The organism is Bradyrhizobium sp. 147, assembly GCF_023073935.1.
In the GTDB taxonomy this organism is placed as follows: domain Bacteria; phylum Pseudomonadota; class Alphaproteobacteria; order Rhizobiales; family Xanthobacteraceae; genus Bradyrhizobium.
This window is the reverse complement of sequence record NZ_JADPKL010000007.1, coordinates 74,684-92,077: the sequence shown is the minus strand read 5'-3', so window position 1 is coordinate 92,077 and position 17,394 is coordinate 74,684. Positions and strand designations below refer to the sequence as shown.

The 17,394-nt window shown below is 64.6% G+C and carries 11 protein-coding genes; 9 read left to right on the top strand and 2 right to left on the bottom strand.

Annotated elements, in window-relative coordinates; all coding sequences use genetic code 11:
• Nucleotides 1–104: 104 nt before the first annotated feature.
• Nucleotides 105–1,289, bottom strand: coding sequence for a cystathionine beta-lyase (gene metC / locus IVA87_RS01915; RefSeq protein WP_247332523.1), 1,185 nt, complete (start codon nt 1,287–1,289; stop codon nt 105–107).
• A 397-nt stretch (nt 1,290–1,686) separates the two neighbouring features.
• Here metC and IVA87_RS01910 point away from each other — a divergent pair, with 397 nt between their 5' ends.
• From IVA87_RS01910 to IVA87_RS01890, 5 genes are all read left to right on the top strand, one after another.
• Entirely contained in the window at nt 1,687–2,703 is a 1,017-nt protein-coding gene (locus tag IVA87_RS01910) for an amino acid ABC transporter substrate-binding protein (protein ID WP_247281058.1), read from the top strand.
• A 24-nt stretch (nt 2,704–2,727) separates the two neighbouring features.
• Nucleotides 2,728–3,933 (top strand): ABC transporter permease subunit, encoded by a 1,206-nt coding sequence (locus tag IVA87_RS01905; protein WP_247332521.1) that lies wholly within the window; start codon nt 2,728–2,730, stop codon nt 3,931–3,933.
• On the top strand, nt 3,930–5,450 hold the full coding sequence (locus IVA87_RS01900; protein ID WP_247332519.1) for an amino acid ABC transporter permease: 1,521 nt from the start codon (nt 3,930–3,932) through the stop codon (nt 5,448–5,450). The genes IVA87_RS01905 and IVA87_RS01900 overlap by 4 nt, the downstream gene beginning before the upstream one ends.
• Before the next feature lie 11 nt (nt 5,451–5,461).
• On the top strand, nt 5,462–6,199 hold the full coding sequence (locus IVA87_RS01895) for an amino acid ABC transporter ATP-binding protein (protein ID WP_247300820.1): 738 nt from the start codon (nt 5,462–5,464) through the stop codon (nt 6,197–6,199).
• 65 nt (nt 6,200–6,264) lie between these two features.
• Nucleotides 6,265–6,426 carry a hypothetical protein gene (locus tag IVA87_RS01890; protein WP_247332618.1) on the top strand — a complete coding sequence of 54 codons (162 nt, stop codon included), beginning with the start codon at nt 6,265–6,267 and terminating at the stop codon, nt 6,424–6,426.
• Nucleotides 6,427–6,442: 16 nt separating this feature from the next.
• On the opposite strand, the gene IVA87_RS01885 is transcribed toward IVA87_RS01890, so the two are convergent.
• Complete coding sequence (locus IVA87_RS01885) at nt 6,443–7,477, bottom strand: cysteine synthase A (RefSeq protein WP_247332610.1); 1,035 nt, start codon at nt 7,475–7,477, stop codon at nt 6,443–6,445.
• 773 nt (nt 7,478–8,250) lie between these two features.
• Here IVA87_RS01885 and IVA87_RS01880 point away from each other — a divergent pair.
• From IVA87_RS01880 to IVA87_RS01865, 4 genes are read left to right on the top strand one after another with little or no spacing between them, the layout of a single operon-like run.
• Complete coding sequence (locus tag IVA87_RS01880; RefSeq protein ID WP_247332608.1) at nt 8,251–9,702, top strand: efflux transporter outer membrane subunit; 1,452 nt, start codon at nt 8,251–8,253, stop codon at nt 9,700–9,702.
• Nucleotides 9,692–11,083: an efflux RND transporter periplasmic adaptor subunit gene (locus IVA87_RS01875; protein ID WP_247332517.1), complete on the top strand. Its 1,392-nt coding sequence runs from the start codon at nt 9,692–9,694 to the stop codon at nt 11,081–11,083. The genes IVA87_RS01880 and IVA87_RS01875 overlap by 11 nt, the downstream gene beginning before the upstream one ends.
• A gap of 37 nt (nt 11,084–11,120) precedes the next feature.
• On the top strand, nt 11,121–14,270 hold the full coding sequence (locus IVA87_RS01870; RefSeq protein ID WP_247332515.1) for an efflux RND transporter permease subunit: 3,150 nt from the start codon (nt 11,121–11,123) through the stop codon (nt 14,268–14,270).
• The gene (locus tag IVA87_RS01865) at nt 14,270–17,374 is read left to right on the top strand and encodes an efflux RND transporter permease subunit (RefSeq protein ID WP_247332512.1); all 3,105 of its coding nucleotides are present in this window, start codon (nt 14,270–14,272) and stop codon (nt 17,372–17,374) included. The genes IVA87_RS01870 and IVA87_RS01865 overlap by 1 nt, the downstream gene beginning before the upstream one ends.
• The last annotated feature ends 20 nt before the right edge of the window (nt 17,375–17,394 follow it).

The following is a 17,394-nucleotide window of genomic DNA, read 5'->3' as shown; positions in this document are numbered from 1 at the left end:
CGGATCAAACCATTTGTTGGCGCGTCGGCGTTAACGTTTACGGCGCGTGCACGTTCCCCGGCGCGCGATGGCGCGTCCACCGGCACGATGGCTTGTGAGCAGGCTCACATTGCCGCTTTCAGGGCAGCGAAGCCGCGATCGAGATCGGCCTTGAGATCATCGACGCTCTCGAGCCCGATGTGCAGACGCAGCGTCGGACCGCCGGGCGCCCATTTGGTCGCGGTGCGGTAGCTGTCGCAGTCGAACGGAATCACGAGGCTCTCGAAGCCGCCCCAGGAGAAGCCCATGCCGAACAGCTTGAGGGTGTCGAGCATGGTGTCGACTGCCTTCTGCGGCGCCGGCTTCAGCACGATACTGAACAGGCCGGACGCGCCGGTGAAGTCACGCTTCCAGATCGCATGGCCGGGATCGGTTTCGAGTGCCGGATGCAGCACGCGCGCGACCTCCGGCCGGCTAGCCAGCCAGCGCGCTATGTCGAGTCCCGAACGATGATGCTGCGCCAGCCGCACCGACAGCGTGCGCAGGCCGCGTAGCGCCAGGAACACGTCGTCCGGGCCGGCGCAGACGCCGAGCAGGCGAATGCCTTCGGCGACCATCGGCCAGGTCTTTGCGTTGGCGGAGATGGTGCCGAACATGATGTCGGAATGGCCGCCGATATATTTTGTGGCCGCCTGCATGCTGATGTCGACGCCCTGTTCGAGCGAGCGGTGATAGAGTGGTGTTGCCCAGGTATTGTCGTCGATGACGAGCGCGTCGCGCCCATGCGCGACCTCGGCGATGGCGCGGATGTCGGGCATTTCGAACGACTGCGAGCCTGGCGCCTCCACCAGCACCGCGCGGGTGTTAGGCTTGAACAGCTTCTCGATCCCGGCGCCGATCAGCGGATCGAAATAGGTGGTCTCGATGCCATAGCGGGTGAGCATGCCGTTGCAGAAATTGCGCGAGGGCCGATAGACGTTGTCGCAGACCAGGAGATGGTCGCCGGCGTTCAGCACCGAGAGCAGGGTGGTCGAGATCGCCGACAGCCCCGACGGCACGATGCCGACGCCGGCGCATTGCGGCCCCTCCAGCGCCATCAGCGTCTCCTGGAACGCCTTGGTGGTGGGGGAACCGTGGCGGCCATACGTGAACTCGCCGCGATGGGCGTGCAGGTCCTCGGCCGTCGGATAGAGCACGGTCGAGCCGTGAAACACAGGCGGATTAACGAACCCCCTCTGCGCCTTGGTGTCGCGGCCGGAGGTGACCAGCCGGGTCTCGGCATGCTGCTGGAAGGGGTGCGAGGAATCCATGCGTCTGCTTTCAAAACCGCGTTTCCGCCCGGCGCGTCGCGCCCGCCGGGCTGGCCGAAAGGCCGCCATCATTAATAACAGAACACAGAAGAGTCCCGTCAACCCCTTGACCCGGCACGCCAGTCGTTCTGTGATGCGCAGGTGCTATTCAGTCGCCGCATGTTGAGGGGCCTGCTGCGACCTTCGATCCATCGCCTGAACGGACTTCGCGTCACAGCCATCACGGCGGGCGCCTCTTCGGCGGGACGAAGGTATGGCCTCCCGGGATCGGCGGGTGTTCGGCTAGGTTTTCCAGCATGAGTCTTGCAAGACTAGCCTAGGTACGATTAGCCCTGGCAGAGATGACCCCAAAGACAACGTTCCCGACCTTGAGACGATTTTGAAAGGCCCAAAGCCCATGAAACGCGTAACCCTGGCTCTCACTCTTGCTCTCGCCGCTGGCCTCTCGGCCCAGGCCGCCGATGCGCAAACGCTCAAGACCGTCAAGGACCGGGGCATGCTGTCCTGCGGCGTCAGCCAGGGGCTGCCGGGCTTCTCATCGCCGGACGACAAGGGCAATTGGACGGGACTCGACGTCGACGTCTGCCGCGCCATCGCCGGGGCGATCTTCAACGATCCGACCAAGGTCAAGTACGTGCCGCTGTCCGCCAAGGACCGCTTCACGGCGCTGCAATCCGGCGAGATCGATGTGCTCTCGCGCAACACCACCTGGACCATCTCGCGCGACACCTCGCTCGGCGCCAACTTCACCGGCGTGACCTATTATGACGGGCAGGGCTTCATGGTGAAGAAGTCGCTCAAGGTGAACTCGGCGCTCGAGCTCAACAGCGCATCGGTCTGCGTGCAGACCGGCACCACCACCGAGCAAAATCTCGCCGACTATTTCAAAGCCAACAACATGAAGTACGAGGTGATCGCGTTCGGCACCAACGACGAAACCGTCAAGGCCTATGAAGCCGGCCGCTGCGACGTCTTCACCACCGACCAGTCGGGCCTGTACGCCAATCGCCTCAAGCTCGCCAATCCCAACGACCATATGGTGCTCCCCGAAATCATCTCGAAGGAGCCGCTCGGGCCGATGGTGCGCCACGGCGACGACCAGTGGTTCGACATCGTGAAATGGACGCTGTTTGCGATGATCACAGCCGAAGAGCTCGGCGTGACCTCGAAGAACGTCGACGAGAAAGCGAAGCTGGAAAGCCCGGAGCTGAAGCGCGTGCTCGGCAGCGACGGCAATTTCGGCGAACAGCTCGGTCTGACCAAGGACTGGGTGGTACGGATCGTGAAGGCCGTCGGCAATTACGGCGAGGTGTTCGACCGCAACGTCGGCGCGGGCTCGCCGCTCGCCATCAACCGCGGTCTCAACAATCTCTGGAACAAGGGCGGTCTCCAGTACGCGCCGCCGATCCGCTGATCATCCTGATCCGCAGCTCGCGGGATGAGCACCGAGGCCCGTAAACCGCCGCCCCAGATTGCGCTGAAGATCAGGCGCGTGCTGGGCGGCAAGGCAGGCTGGAACGGCATTGCCGTCCAGTTTGCCTTCGCGGCGATCCTGGGCTGGATCGGCTATGAGATCGTCTCCAACGCCCGCGCCAACCTCGAAAATCAGCACATCGCCGCCGGATTCGGCTTCCTCCGGAACAATGCCGGCTTCGACGTCAACCAGACTCTGATCTCCTACACCGGCTCGGACACGTTCCTGCGCGTGTTCGTGGTCGGGCTTCTGAACACGCTCGTGGTCTCGGTGGTCGGCATCGTCTTCGCCACCGTGATTGGCTTCATCGTCGCGCTATGCCGGCTGTCGCCGAACTGGCTGTTGTCGCGCGTCGGCGAGATCTATGTCGAGATCATCCGCAACCTGCCGCTGCTGTTCCAGATCCTGTTCTGGTACCTCGCGGTGCTGGCGGCGTTGCCCAATCCGCGGCAGAGCATTTCGCTGCTCGGCATTGCCTTCCTCAGCAACCGGGGCCTTGTCGTTCCCAGCCCGATCGGCCAGAGCGGTCTCGAGCCGTTCCTGGCGATGCTGGCGCTCGGCTTCGTCGCGGCGCTGGCCTTGCGCATCCACGCGCGGCGCGCGCTGTTTCAGGAGGGGCGGATGATCCGGATCTGGCCCTATGTGCTGGGTCTGCTGTTCGGGCTGCCGCTCGCCACCATCTTGGTGTTCGGTTTGCCCTTCACCTTCGAGCTGCCGCAGCTCAAAGGGTTCAATTTCGCCGGCGGCTCGCGCATCATCCCGGAGTTCGTGGCGCTGACCTTGGCGCTATCGACCTATACCGCCGCCTTCATCGCCGAGATCGTGCGCGCCGGCATCCTGTCCGTCCACAAGGGGCAGATGGAGGCGGGGTCCTCGCTAGGCCTGAGCCGCGGCACCACCCTGCGTCTGATCGTCGTGCCGCAGGCCATGCGCGTCATCGTGCCGCCGCTGACCAATCAATACCTCAACCTGACCAAGAATTCTTCGCTTGCCGTCGCGATCGGCTATCCTGACCTGGTGTCGGTATTCGCCGGCACCTCGCTGAGCCAGACCGGACAGGCGATCGAGATCATCGCGATGACGATGGGCGTCTACCTCCTGATCTCACTCGTCACCAGCGCGATCATGAGCGTCTACGGTTGGCGCGTCAGCCGGAGCCTGGGCGCATGAGCGATATGGCGACGTCCGCCTTCGTCCGTCAGGACCTGGTTGCTGAGCGTCCCGCGCCGGTCCAGACCACGGGCTTCATCGGCGTGCTGCGCACGCGCCTGTTCAACTCGCCGACCAACATCCTGCTCACGATCGTGGGCGCCCTGCTGCTCTGGTTCACCATCGTTCCCTCCGTCAAGTTCCTGATGGTCGATGCGGTCTGGACCGGCAAGGATCGCACGGCTTGCCTCACCGAGAACGCCGGTTTTGCGGTCGGCGCCTGCTGGCCCTACATCCAGGCCAAGCTGCCGCAACTGATCTACGGCTTCTATCCCGAGGCCGAGCGCTGGCGGGTCAATCTCACGTTCGTCTTGGCGGTGGTGCTGCTGGTGCCGCTCCTCATTCCCAGGCTGCCGGCGAAGAGTTTGAATGCCGGCCTGTTCTTCATCGCCTTTCCGGTGGTCGCATTCTTCCTGCTGCACGGCGGCGGCATCAAGGGATTGGGCCTGAGCTGGACGGCTGGCCTGCTGCAATTGTTCGATGAAAGCATCATCGGCGCGGGGCAGGCGATGCTCAATCTCAGCAAGACGTCAGCCGTCGCACCGCTGCTGTGGGCCGTCGGGAGCCTCATCGTGCTGGTCGGCACGGCGATCTACTGGCTGATCTTTCCGCTCGTCTGGCTGCGTGATCATGTCCAGGGGACGGGGGAGCCGGTTTGGGCCGATTTCGCCACCACGGCCGTGATTGTCTGCTTGATCGCCTTCCTTCTTGGCGGCGGCGTTCGTACCGGCGGGCGGGCTCTGGCATCCAGTGTCGCCACCTTCATTGGCATCGCGATCGTCATCAAGCTGATGGGGCTCGATCGTGGTGGGTTGCCGATCGTGTCAACGAACTTGTGGGGTGGCCTTCTGGTGACGCTGGTGGTCTCGGTTACCGGCATTGTGACCTCACTGCCGATCGGCATCGCGCTGGCGCTCGGCCGCCGCTCCACCATTCCGCTGATCCGGATATTCTCGATCGCCTTCATCGAGTTCTGGCGCGGCGTGCCGCTGATCACCGTGCTGTTCTTTGCCACCTACATGCTGCCTTTGTTCCTGCCCGGCAATTTCACCGTCGACGGGCTCGTGCGCGCCCTGATCGGGATTGCGCTGTTCACGGGCGCCTATCAGGCCGAGAACGTCCGCGGCGGGCTGGCCGCGATTCCGGGGGGGCAGGGCGAGGCGGCGGCCGCCCTGGGGCTATCCTGGTGGAAGACGACCTCGCTGATCGTGCTGCCGCAGGCGCTGCGCCATGTCATTCCGAACCTCGTCAACAGCTTCATCTCGCTGTTCAAGGACACCTCGCTGGTCTCGATCGTGGCGCTGTTCGATCTCCTCGGCTCGCTCCGCGCCTCGTTCTCGGATCCGAAATGGTCGACGCCGTCGACCGCGTTTACCGGCTTTGCCTTCGCCGGCATCGTCTACTTCATCTTCTGTTTTGGAATGTCGCGATATTCGCTGTTCGTCGAGCACCGCCTCAACGCTCACCGCCGCAACTGATGGAGCTCACCATGTCCGACCCCATCGTCAAGATTTCCGGCCTCAACAAATGGTACGGCGACTTTCACGTCCTGCGCGACATCGATCTGGAGGTCCACAAGGGCGAGCGTATCGTGATCTGCGGGCCGTCGGGCTCGGGCAAGTCGACGCTGATCCGCTGCATCAACGCGCTCGAGGAATTCCAGGAGGGCGAGATCGTCGTCGATGGCATCGAGCTCGGGCCGAACCTCAAGCATGTCGACGCGGTGCGACGCGAAGTCGGCATGGTGTTTCAGAGCTTTAATCTGTTTCCGCATCTCACGGTGCTCGACAATTGCACGCTGGCGCCGATCTGGGTGCGCAACATCCCCAAAAGGGATGCCGAGGCGACCGCCATGAAATTCCTGGAGCGTGTCAAGATTCCGCACCAGGCCCACAAGTTTCCCGGCCAGATGTCGGGCGGCCAGCAGCAGCGCGTCGCGATCGCTCGTGCGCTGACCATGAACCCGAAGGTAATGCTGTTCGACGAGCCGACCTCGGCGCTCGACCCCGAAATGGTCAAGGAGGTGCTCGACACCATGGTCGATCTCGCCGAGGAGGGCATGACCATGCTGGTCGTCACCCACGAGATGGGCTTTGCCCGCGAGGTCGCCAACCGCGTGGTGTTCATGGACGCCGGCCAGATCATCGAGGCCAACACGCCGAACGAGTTCTTCGCGGCCCCGCAGCACGCCCGCACCAAGCTTTTCTTGAGCCAGATCCTGCGCTGACCCCGGGGAATCCCAGGGGCGTCCTCGGTCCAGCTGACCGAGGGCTACATCGAGATCGCCGCAAATTGGCGACGCAGCCTGATCATCTGGCGAAGTTGCGCGCGGAGTTGCCGGCAGCATCGCCCGCCGGCAATGTCGAGATCTACACGCGTGAGCTCGAAGCGGGTTATCGCCAGTTCTGGCGCGATTATTGTGCGGCAGCCTCGGAACGCGTCGAGGTCGCGTAGACCGCCCGCGCCGCTATCAGACGAACGGCGGTTTGATGTTGCTGCGCTTCTCCAGCCACTCGGGCACTGGAAGGTTCTTGGCGCGCATGAAGTCGGCGTTGAACAGCTTCGACAGGTAGCGGCTGCCGGAATCGCAGAGCACCGTGACGATCGTCTTGCCGGGCCCGAGCTGCTTCGCAAGGCGCATCGCGCCGACGATATTGATGCCGGTCGAGCCACCGAGGCAGAGGCCTTCGTGCTGGAGCAGCTCGTAGATCGCACTGACGGCTTCGGCGTCGGGAATGAGATAGGCGTCATCGACCTTGGCGGTCTCCACGATCGCGGTCGCGCGGTTCAGTCCGATGCCCTCGGTGATCGAGCCACCCGGTGTCGCCTTGGGATCGCCGGTCCTGAAATATTCGTACATGCCGGCGCCGTGCGGATCGGCGCAGGCGATACGGATGCTCTTGTTCCTCTCTTTGAGATAGCGGCTGACGCCGGCGAGCGTGCCGCCGCTGCCGACCGAGCAGACGAAGCCGTCGACCTTGCCGCCGGTCTGCTCCCAGATCTCAGGACCGGTGGATTCGTAATGCGCCTTGGCGTTGTCGAGATTGTTCCATTGGTCTGCGAACAGCACGCCATTGGGCTCAGTCTTGCGCAGCTCGTCGGCGAGCCTGCGGCCGACATGCTGGTAATTGTTGGGGTTGGCATAGGGCAGGGCCGGCACCTCGATCAGCTCGGCGCCGCACAGCTTCAAGAAATCCTTCTTCTCCTGGCTCTGCGTCTCCGGGATCACGATCAGCGTGCGGTAGCCGCGGGCGCTCGCAACGACCGCCAGACCGATGCCGGTATTGCCGGCGGTCGCCTCGACCACGAGGCCACCGGGCTTCAGCTCGCCACGCTTCTCGGCCTCCAGGATCATCCATTTGCCGGCCCGATCCTTCACCGATTGGCCGGGATTCATGAACTCGGCCTTGCCCAGGATGGTGCAGCCGGTCAACTCCGAGGCGCGCGTGAGCTTGATGAGCGGGGTGTTGCCGATGGCTTCGACAACGTCGTTGTTGATGGTCATGTCGGAGGAAATCACTGGCAAAGGGTTGATCCGGTGGCCAGAACCTAGTGCTTGGGAGCCAAAAGGGAAAGGCTTTTGCGCTGCGGCGAAACCATCCGAAGCGCTCGTCGCAGCACTGGATTCTTGGGAGGGTAGACCGGGCGATGATGTGCTCGGACACGTGAGAGCGATATCAGGGGAAGGATATTCCTGGCATCTATGAGAGTGCAGAAGACAACGATCGCAAGAGCGGCTCCCGCGTCAATCCTCGCCTTCGGCAGGATGGCTCGATCGCGAAAGCGTCGATGGCGCGTGGAAGCTTGAGGAGATATCTACACGGCGGAGACGGGCTCGTTTTCGGCAAATGACGACATCGTGAGACCAGCCGGCCAGGCGCCGAGACTGAGCTGAAGCCGCATGACGCCCATTGCCAGCGGTGCGCCCGATCGGGGCCGCGCCGGTGTGGCGGCAATATCACATGAAATCTTAGTAAGCTTGAACGCGCTCCAGGAGGGGTCCCGAATTCAAGAAATCACTGCCAGACAGGGACATTTCTCATTTGGCAGGTCCGATACACACTTGTTCGGGCCGCCCATCTCGCACCTGCGGCACTGTCCCGCCGTTGCGCACCCGGCTAGTATGAGTCTGAGGCTCCGCAGAAAGCATCACGCTGTGAACGAGTTGTCCAACGCTCCCCGACTCTGCCGCCGCGAATCGGTTAATCCGGCTTCGTGGTGGCGGCTCGATCTGCCCGGCGGGGGGTGGATGTGACACAGGATGTTCCTGCGATCGCCATGCGGCGGTCTCCAGGATCTGCGCCCCGGACGCGGCGCGCAGCGCGCTGGCTTGTGGCACTGTGCCTCGCGGCGAGTTCGGGCGCTTGCGTGCTGACGCAGGATCTTCCCGATCCAGCGCTCGATGTTCCCACGCAATACAGATACGCCGGCAAAGGGGATGCGCCGCCATCGCTGGATTGGTGGCGCGGTTTCCGCTCCACGGAGCTGACGCAGCTCATGGAGGAGGCGCAGACCGTCAACCTCGACATCGCCGCTGCGGTCGCGCGCATCGTCCAGGCCGACGCCCAGGCGCGGCAGGCGGGCGCGGCGCTGCTGCCGAGCCTGTCCACGGCTGGATCGGAAACCTACTCGCGCACCTCCGGCTCCAGCGCCTCCGGCCTGTCCATCGGCGGGCGCGAAGTCGTCAACTATTCGGCCTCGCTGAGCGCGAGCTACCAGCTCGACTTCTGGGGCCAGAACCGCGATGCGCTGCAAACCGCCGAGGAGACGGCGAACGCCAACCGCTTCGACCGCGACACGGTCGCGCTGACGACGCTGGCGGCCGTCGCCAATGCCTATTTTCAGGTCTTGGCCTCACAGGACCGCATCAGGACCTCACAGCGCAACATCGCGAGCGCGCAGCGCATCCTCGATGCGGTGAAGGAGCGGCGCAGGGCCGGCACCGGCACCGATCTCGACGTCGCCCAGCAGGAGAGCGTGCTCGCGAATCAGAAGGCGCTGGTGCCGCCGCTGCGCCAGACGCTCGACCAGAACATCAATGCGCTGGCTGTCTTGGTATCGCGTCCGCCGGAGAGCGTGCGCGTGCTCGGCGGCTCGCTCGACCGGATCGCGATCCCTCGCGTCACGCCCGGCCTGCCGTCGGAGCTCCTGACGCAGCGGCCCGACATCCGCCGGCAGGAGGCACAGCTTGCCTCCGCCACCGCAAACATCGGCAATGCCCGCGCGCAATTCTTTCCGACGATCCAGCTGACCGGCAATGGCGGCTATCAGAGCTCGGCGCTGGTCTCGCTATTCCAACCGCATGCCACCTTCTTCCAGCTCGTCGGCAGTGCCACGCAGCCCATCTTCGACGGCGGCAGGATCCTCGGCAATTTCGAACTGGCCAAGGCGCGGCAGGACGAGCTGCTCCAGGCTTACCGCAAGACCATCATCCAGGCCTTTGCCGACGTCGACAACGCGCTGTTCTCGATCAAGCAGACCACGATCAAGCTGCAATTGCAGCGCGACGTCGTTGCCGCCTCGCGCCGCGCCTTCGATCTCTCCGAGCAGCAATTGCGCGCCGGCACTGCCGACATCGTGACCGTGCTCAACACCCAACTGACCCTGTTTCAGGCGGAAGACGCGCTGTCGCAGGCCCAACTCGCACGGCTCCTCGCCATCGTCAGCCTGTACCAGGCGCTCGGCGGCGGTTGGGAGCCGAGGATGGAGAAACCGGTCAATGCTCTTTAAGCCGGAGACTAAGAAGGACGCGACGGAGGGCACGGCGAAAAAGTCGCGCGGCCCCGGCCTGATCATGACCCTGATCACGCTCGCGATCCTCGGCGGCCTCGGTTATCTCGGCTGGACCGTCACGCATCAGCAGCAAGCAAACAACCGCAACCAGCGACCCGATCTGCCGGTGCCGGTGCTGGCGGCAAGCCCGCGCATCCAGGACGTGCCGGTTTATCTCGATGGCGTCGGGGCGATCCGCGCGCTCAATACCGTGACCGTGCGCTCGCAGGTGGATGGCAAGCTGATTGCGGTCAATTTCACCGAAGGCCAGGACGTCAGGAAGGGCGACGTGCTCGGCGAGATCGATCCGGCGATCTACCAGGCCCAATACGACCAGGCCGTCGCGAAGAAGGCACAGGACCAAGCCCAGCTTGCCAACCAGCGCATCGACCTTGCACGCTACGAACAGCTTGCCGCCTCCAATGCCGGCTCGAAGCAGCAGGCGGACACCCAGCGCGCGCTGGTGGCCCAGACTGAGGCGCTGGTGAAGGCGGATCAGGCCGCGATCGACAATGCAGCGGCGACGCTGAGCTACACCAAGATCGTGGCGCCGATCTCGGGTCGGGCCGGCCTACGCCAGGTCGACCAGGGCAACATCATCCATGCCTCGGACACCACAGGGCTCGTGGTGATCACTCAGCTGCAGCCGATCGCGGTGTGGTTCAGCCTGCCGCAGCAGCAGATCATGCGCGTCAACGCCGCCGCGGCGAAGGGAACGCTCGCGGTCGACGTGTTCGGCAATGACGGCATCACGGTGATCGATACCGGCAAGCTCACCGGCATCGACAACCAGGTCGACCAGACCACGGGCACACTCAAGCTCAAGGCGGAATTCCCCAACGCCAATTACCAGCTCTGGCCGGGCCAGTTCGTCAATGTCCGCCTCAAGGTCGAGACCTTGACGCAGGCGCTGGTGGTGCCGACCTCTGCGGTGCAGCGCGGTCCGATCGGGACCTTCAGCTATGTCATCGGCGAGGACAACGTCGTCTCGGCCAAGCCCGTGACGGTGATGCAGCAGAACGAGCATGATGCCGTGATCGCCAGCGGCCTCTCGCCGAACGATAAGGTCGTCACCACGGGTTTTGCCAATTTGTCCGACGGCTCCAAAGTGATCGTCGGCCGCGACGACCAGACCCCCTCGGCCGATCTAGCCCCTCGCAAGCGCTCGCGCGGGCCGGACGCTCAGAAGAAGGATGGTGCCAAAGAAGGCCAGAAGGAGGGACAAGGCAACGAGGGCGAGTTCCGCGCCAAGCGGAAGAGCAGCGAAGGCGATCAGAAGGGGCAGACCGGACCGGCACCGGGGCCGGGCGCATCGGGAAGTGGAGCCAAGCAGCCATGATCCCGACAACAGCCGCTTGATGCGGCAGGCGTAGCCCATGGGTGTCTCCGAACCCTTCATCCGACGGCCGATTGCGACCTCGCTGCTCGGCATCGCGCTCTTGATCGGCGGCGCGCTCGGCTACTTCGCGCTGCCGGTCTCGGCGCTGCCGCAGGTCGATTTCCCGACCGTGCAGGTGACGACGCAGCTGCCGGGCGCGAGCCCCGACGTGATCGCCTCACTCATCACCGCGCCGCTCGAGCGGCAGCTCGGCCAGATCCCGTCGCTGTCGGCGATAAACTCGACGAGCTCGTTCGGCGTCAGCCAGATCTCGCTTCAGTTCGACCTCAACCGCGACATCGACGGTGCGACCCAGGACGTGCAGGCCGCGATTAACGCGGCGGCCGGTGTGCTGCCCAAAACGCTGCCTTATCCGCCGACCTACGCCAAGGTGAATCCGGCGGACGCGCCGGTGATGACGCTGGCGCTGCGCTCGGAGACGATCTCGCTGCGCGCGATGAGCGACATCGCCGATACCATTCTGGCGCAACGCTTGAGCCAGATTTCCGGCGTCGGACGCGTTTCGGTGCTCGGCGGGCTGAAGCCGGCCGTGCGCATCCAGGCCGATCTGGCGCGACTGGCCGCCTATGGCATCGCCATGGAGGACCTGCGCACGGCGATCGCCAATGCCAACGTCTCCGGGCCGAAGGGATCGCTCGACGGCGCGCAACAATCCTACATCATTGCCGCCAACGACCAGATCGCCGCCGCGGACGCCTACAAGCCCGTCATCATTGCCTATCGCAACGGCTCGCCTGTCACCATCGCCGACGTCGCGCAGATCGTCGACGGCCTCGAGAACGACCGCACCGGCGGCTGGTACCAGGGCACGCCGGCCGTCATCATCGACATCCAGCGCCAGCCCGGCGCCAACGTCATCGACGTCGTCAGCCAGATCCGCGCCGAGATCCCCAAGGTGCAGCGCGCGATTCCTGCCGGCGTGAACCTCACCATCGTCTCCGACCGCACCGTCACCATTCGTGCTTCGGTCCATGACGTGCAGTTCACCCTGATCCTGAGCGTCGTGCTGGTGACCCTGGTGGTGCTGCTGTTCCTGCGTTCGCTACGGGCTACGTTGATCGCAGGCGTGGCGCTGCCGTTATCGCTGATCACGAGCTTCGGCATCATGTATTTTGCCGGCTTCAGCCTCGACAATCTCTCGCTGATGGCGCTGACGATCGGCACCGGCTTCGTCGTCGACGACGCCATCGTCATGATCGAGAACATCGTCCGCCACATGGAGAATGGCGAGAGTGCGATGGAGGCCTCGCTGAAGGGCGCCAGCGAAATCGGCTTCACGGTGATCTCGCTGACGGTGTCGCTGATCGCGGTCTTCATCCCGCTCTTGTTCATGTCCGGTCTCGTCGGGCGCATGTTCCGCGAATTCGCGTTGACGCTGACCATCGCGGTCGTCACCTCGGCGGTGGTCTCGCTGACGCTGACGCCGATGATGTGCTCGCGTCTGCTTAAAGCCGCCCACGAGGAGCTGGCGGTGCCGGGTCTCGCCGCTGTCAGCCGTTTCATCGACCGCACCGTCGAGGCCTATCACCGGACGCTGCTGTGGGTGCTGGAGCGCCAGCGCGCCACATTGGTCGTGACCTTCGCCACGCTGATTGCGACCCTCGTCCTCTATGTCGTCGCGCCAAAAGGCTTCCTGCCGCTCCAGGACACCGCCTCGATCACGGCGGTGACGGAGGCCGGGCCCGACGTTTCGTTCGCGGAGATGCAGAAGCGGCAGGCCGAGGCCGCCGCCGCCATCAAGGCCGATCCCGACGTGGTTGGCGTGGTCTCGGTGATCGGGGCGGGCTCGGTCAACCCGACCACCAATGTCGGGCGCCTCGTCATGACTTTGAAACCGCGCGGCGAACGGCGCGACGATGTCGCCGCGGTCGTGATCCGCCTGAAGGAGAGGGTATCAGGCATCCCCGGCATGACGGTCTATTTCCAGCCGGTGCAGGACGTGCAGATCTCGACCCAGTCGAGCCGCTCGCAATACCAGTACACGCTGACCGGCACCGATGCGACGCTGGTCTCGGAATGGGCGGGCAAGCTGGTGGCGGAAATGCGGCGGAATCCGCTGTTCCGTGACGTCTCCTCGGAGGCGCAGGAAGGCGGACTGCGGGCGCAGCTCGACGTGGATCGCACGCGGGCGGGGCAACTCGGCGTCAGCCTCCAGGCCATCACCGACACATTGAACGACGCCTTCGCGCAGCGGCAGATCTCGACTATCTACGGCCAGGCCAATCAGTATCGGGTCGTGCTGGAGGCGCTGCCGATGTACCAGCGCGACCCTTCGATTCTGTCAAAGCTCTATCTGCCGGGCGCCGCGAGCACCACCGTCGGCGCGCCAAGCGCCCAGGTGCCGCTGTCGGCCGTGGCGACGCTGAAGCGCACCACGGCGCCGCTCGCGATCTCGCACCAGGCGCAATTCCCCTCCGTCTCGCTCAGCTTCAATCTTGCGCCGGGCGCGGCGCTCGGCGATGCCGTCGAGGCCGTCAAGACGATCGAGACCCGGATCGGCATGCCCAACAGCATCGTCGGCGTCTATGCCGGCGATGCCGCCGAATTCGCCAAGGCGCTGGCCGGCCAGCCCTGGCTGCTGCTTGCCGCCGTCATCACCATCTACATCGTGCTCGGCGTGCTCTATGAGAGCTACATCCACCCGATCACCATCCTCTCGACGCTGCCCTCGGCCGGCGTCGGCGCTATCCTGGCCCTGGTGCTGTGCGGCCAGGATCTCTCGGTGATCGGCCTGATCGGCATCATCCTCTTGATGGGCATCGTCAAGAAGAACGCGATCATGATGATCGACTTCGCGCTGGAGGCCGAGCGCGGGCAGGGCATGTCGCCGAACGAGGCGATCGTGCAGGCCTGTCTCTTGCGCTTCCGTCCGATCATGATGACGACTCTGGCGGCGCTGTTCGGCGCACTGCCGCTGGCGATCGAGAGCGGCACCGGCGCCGAGCTGCGCTTTCCGCTCGGCATCTCCATCATCGGCGGCCTGCTGCTGAGCCAGTTACTGACGCTCTATACCACCCCCGTGATCTACCTCGCGCTCGACCGCATCAACCGCCGCCTCGAGCAGGCGCTGCCGCCGGCCGAATCCGGCGGTCCGCCGGTCGCCGGCGCGACCGAGGGGATGCAGTGATGGCATCGATCTCGGAGCCCTTCATCCGCCGCCCGGTCGCGACCACGCTGCTGTCGATCGGGTTGTTCCTGCTGGGTGTCGTCGCCTACCAGTTCCTTCCCGTTGCCTCGGTCCCGAACGTCGACTTTCCCGCCATCTTCGTCTCTGCCAGTCGCCCCGGCGCCGATCCATCCGTGATGGCCGCGACCGTGGCCTCGCCGCTGGAACGGCGGCTCGGCGAGATCGCCGGCATCAACCAGATCACGTCCACGAGTTCGCTCGGCACGACCAACATCCAGCTCCAGTTCGACATCGGCCGCAACATCGACAAGGCCGCCCGCGACGTGCAGGCAGCCATCAACGCTTCGCTCGTCGATCTGCCGAGCGACCTGCCGACACTGCCGCGCTTCCGCAAAGCCAACACGGCCGGCGCGCCCGTCTTCGTGCTCGCTTTGACCTCGAAGACGCTGTCGGCCAGCGCGATCTACGACGTCGCAGATACGGTCATCGCGCAGCGCATCTCACAGGTGCCTGGTGTCGGCGACGTCACGGTCTCCGGCGCCGACCAGCCGGCCGTGCGGGTGCAGCTCAATCCCGTTGCGCTGTCGAATGCGGGCATCGCCACCGACGACGTCAGGACCGCGATCATCAACGCCAACCCGCTCGGTCCCGTCGGCATCTTCAACGGCGAGCGCCAGAGCGAGACGCTGGCCCTCAATCGGCAGATGCGTACGGCGAAAGAGTTCCGCGACATCGTCATCAAAAGCTCCAACGGCAATTTCGTGCGGCTGTCCGACGTCGCCGATATCGAGGATTCCGTCCGCAACGCCCGCTCGATCGCCTGGTTCAACAAGCAGCCGGCGGTGCTGATCCAGATCACCAAGCAGGGCGACGCCAACGTCATCGACACGGTCGATCGGGTGAAGGCGCTGATCCCCGCGCTGAAGCAGTGGATCCCGGCCGGCGTCGAGATCTCGACCCTGGTCGATCGCACCGGTACGATCCGCGCCAGCGTCCTGGATATGCAATGGACCTTGCTGGCGACCGCGCTCCTCGTCATGGTCGTGGTGTTCGTGTTCCTACGCCGGCTGACGCCGACGATCGCAGCGGGCATCTCGGTGCCGCTGGCGCTGGCCGGCACCTGCGCCGGCATGTGGGTCGCGGGCTTCTCGATCGACAATCTCTCGCTGATGGCGCTGGCGATCTCAGTCGGCTTCGTGGTCGACGACGCTATCGTCATGATCGAGAACATGTTCCGCAATCTGGAGCACGGCATGCGGCCGTTTCGGGCGGCGCAGGAGGGTGCGAAGCAGATCGGATTTACCGTGGTCTCGATCAGCCTGTCGCTGATCGCAGCGTTCACGCCGCTGATCTTCATGGACGGCATCGTCGGCCGTCTCCTGCGCGAATTCTCGCTGACACTGACCTTCGCGATCCTGGTCTCGACGCTGGTGTCGCTCACGGTCACGCCAATGATCTGCGCCCATTACATCCGGCAGACCACGTCCGGCACCGCGACGTTGTTCGACCGCCTGATCGAGGGCTCGCTGTCGCGCATCGTCGCCTTCTACACCCGCACTCTGCGCAGCGTGCTGGAATTTCCGCTGCTGACGCTGCTGGTATTCTTCGCCACCATCGGCCTCACGGTGACGCTCTACATCAAGGTCCCCAAGGGCTATTTCCCGACAGATGATTCCGGTTTCATCATCGGCGCGACCCGCGCTTCAGCCGACATCTCGTTCCAGTCCATGCTCGGCCTCCAGCAGCGGCTCGCCGACATCGTGATGCAGGATCCGGCCGTTGCCGGCATCGGCTCGACCGTTGGCAGCGGCGGCGGGCCGGGGGCGGCGACCTCGAACCGCGGCACCATGTTCATCAGCCTGAAGCCGCCGGAGGAGCGCGAGCACGTCTCGACGCAGGTCGTCATCGACCGTCTCAGGCGCGCATTGTATCCCGTGCCCGGCATCCGCCTGTTCATGTTCGCCGCCCAGGACGTGCGCGCCGGCGGGCGGCAAAGCGATTCCGACTACCAGTACACGCTGACCAGCACCGATCTCGGCCTGCTGCAGAAATGGGCGCCCATCGTGGCCAAACGGATGGAGAGCATCGAGGGGATCACCGATATCTCCAGCGACCGCGATCCCGGTGGGCTCCAGCTTACGCTCAGCATCGATCGCCAGAAGGCCTCGGCGCTGGGCGTCAGGGTCCAGGACATCGACAATGCGTTGAACAACGCTTTCGCGCAGCGGCAGATCGGAATCATCTACACCCAGCGCAACCAGTACATGACCGTGCTGGAGATCGATCCGAAATTCCAGGTCGACCCCTCCAATCTCGATCGCATCTATGTCGCCGGCACCAGCGACGCTCAGGTCCCATTGTCGGCCGTGGTGCACGCAACGCGCGGACTTGCCGCGCTCGCGGTCTATCACTCGCAGTCGTTCCCCTCGACGACCGTCTCGTTCAACCTCTTGCCCGACGTGCCGCTCCAGGCCGCGACGCAAAATATCCAGCGTGCGGTCGAGGAATTGCACATGCCCGAGGGCATCCGCGGCAGTTTTGACGGCAATGCCGGCGATTTCGCCAAGACCAGCGGGCGTCAGCCGCTCCTGATCCTGGGTGCGCTGGTTGCGATGTATATCGTGCTCGGCGTGCTCTATGAGAGCCTTGCCCACCCGCTCACGATCATCTCGACGCTACCGTCAGCCGGCCTCGGCGCGCTGCTTGCGCTTCAACTGACCAATACGCCGCTGACCGTGATCGCCTTCGTCGGCATCATCCTGCTGATCGGCATCGTGAAGAAGAACGGCATCATGATGGTCGATTTCGCTCTCGATGCCGAGCGCCAGCGCGGATTATCGTCGGCGGAGGCGATCTTCGAAGCCTGCCAGGCGCGCTTCCGCCCGATCCTGATGACGACGATGGCAGCGCTGTTCGCCGGCATTCCGCTGGTGGTCGCGACCGGCCCCGGCACGGAGCTGCGCCGACCGCTCGGCATCACCATCATCGGCGGTCTGTTCGTCTCGCAGATCCTGACACTCTACACGACGCCGGTGATCTACCTCCTGATCGACCGTCTGCGGCGGCGAACCGCGCCGCGCCCGCTGCCCGCGCCGGCGGAATAGGTTGTTGAAGCGTCGCTTGG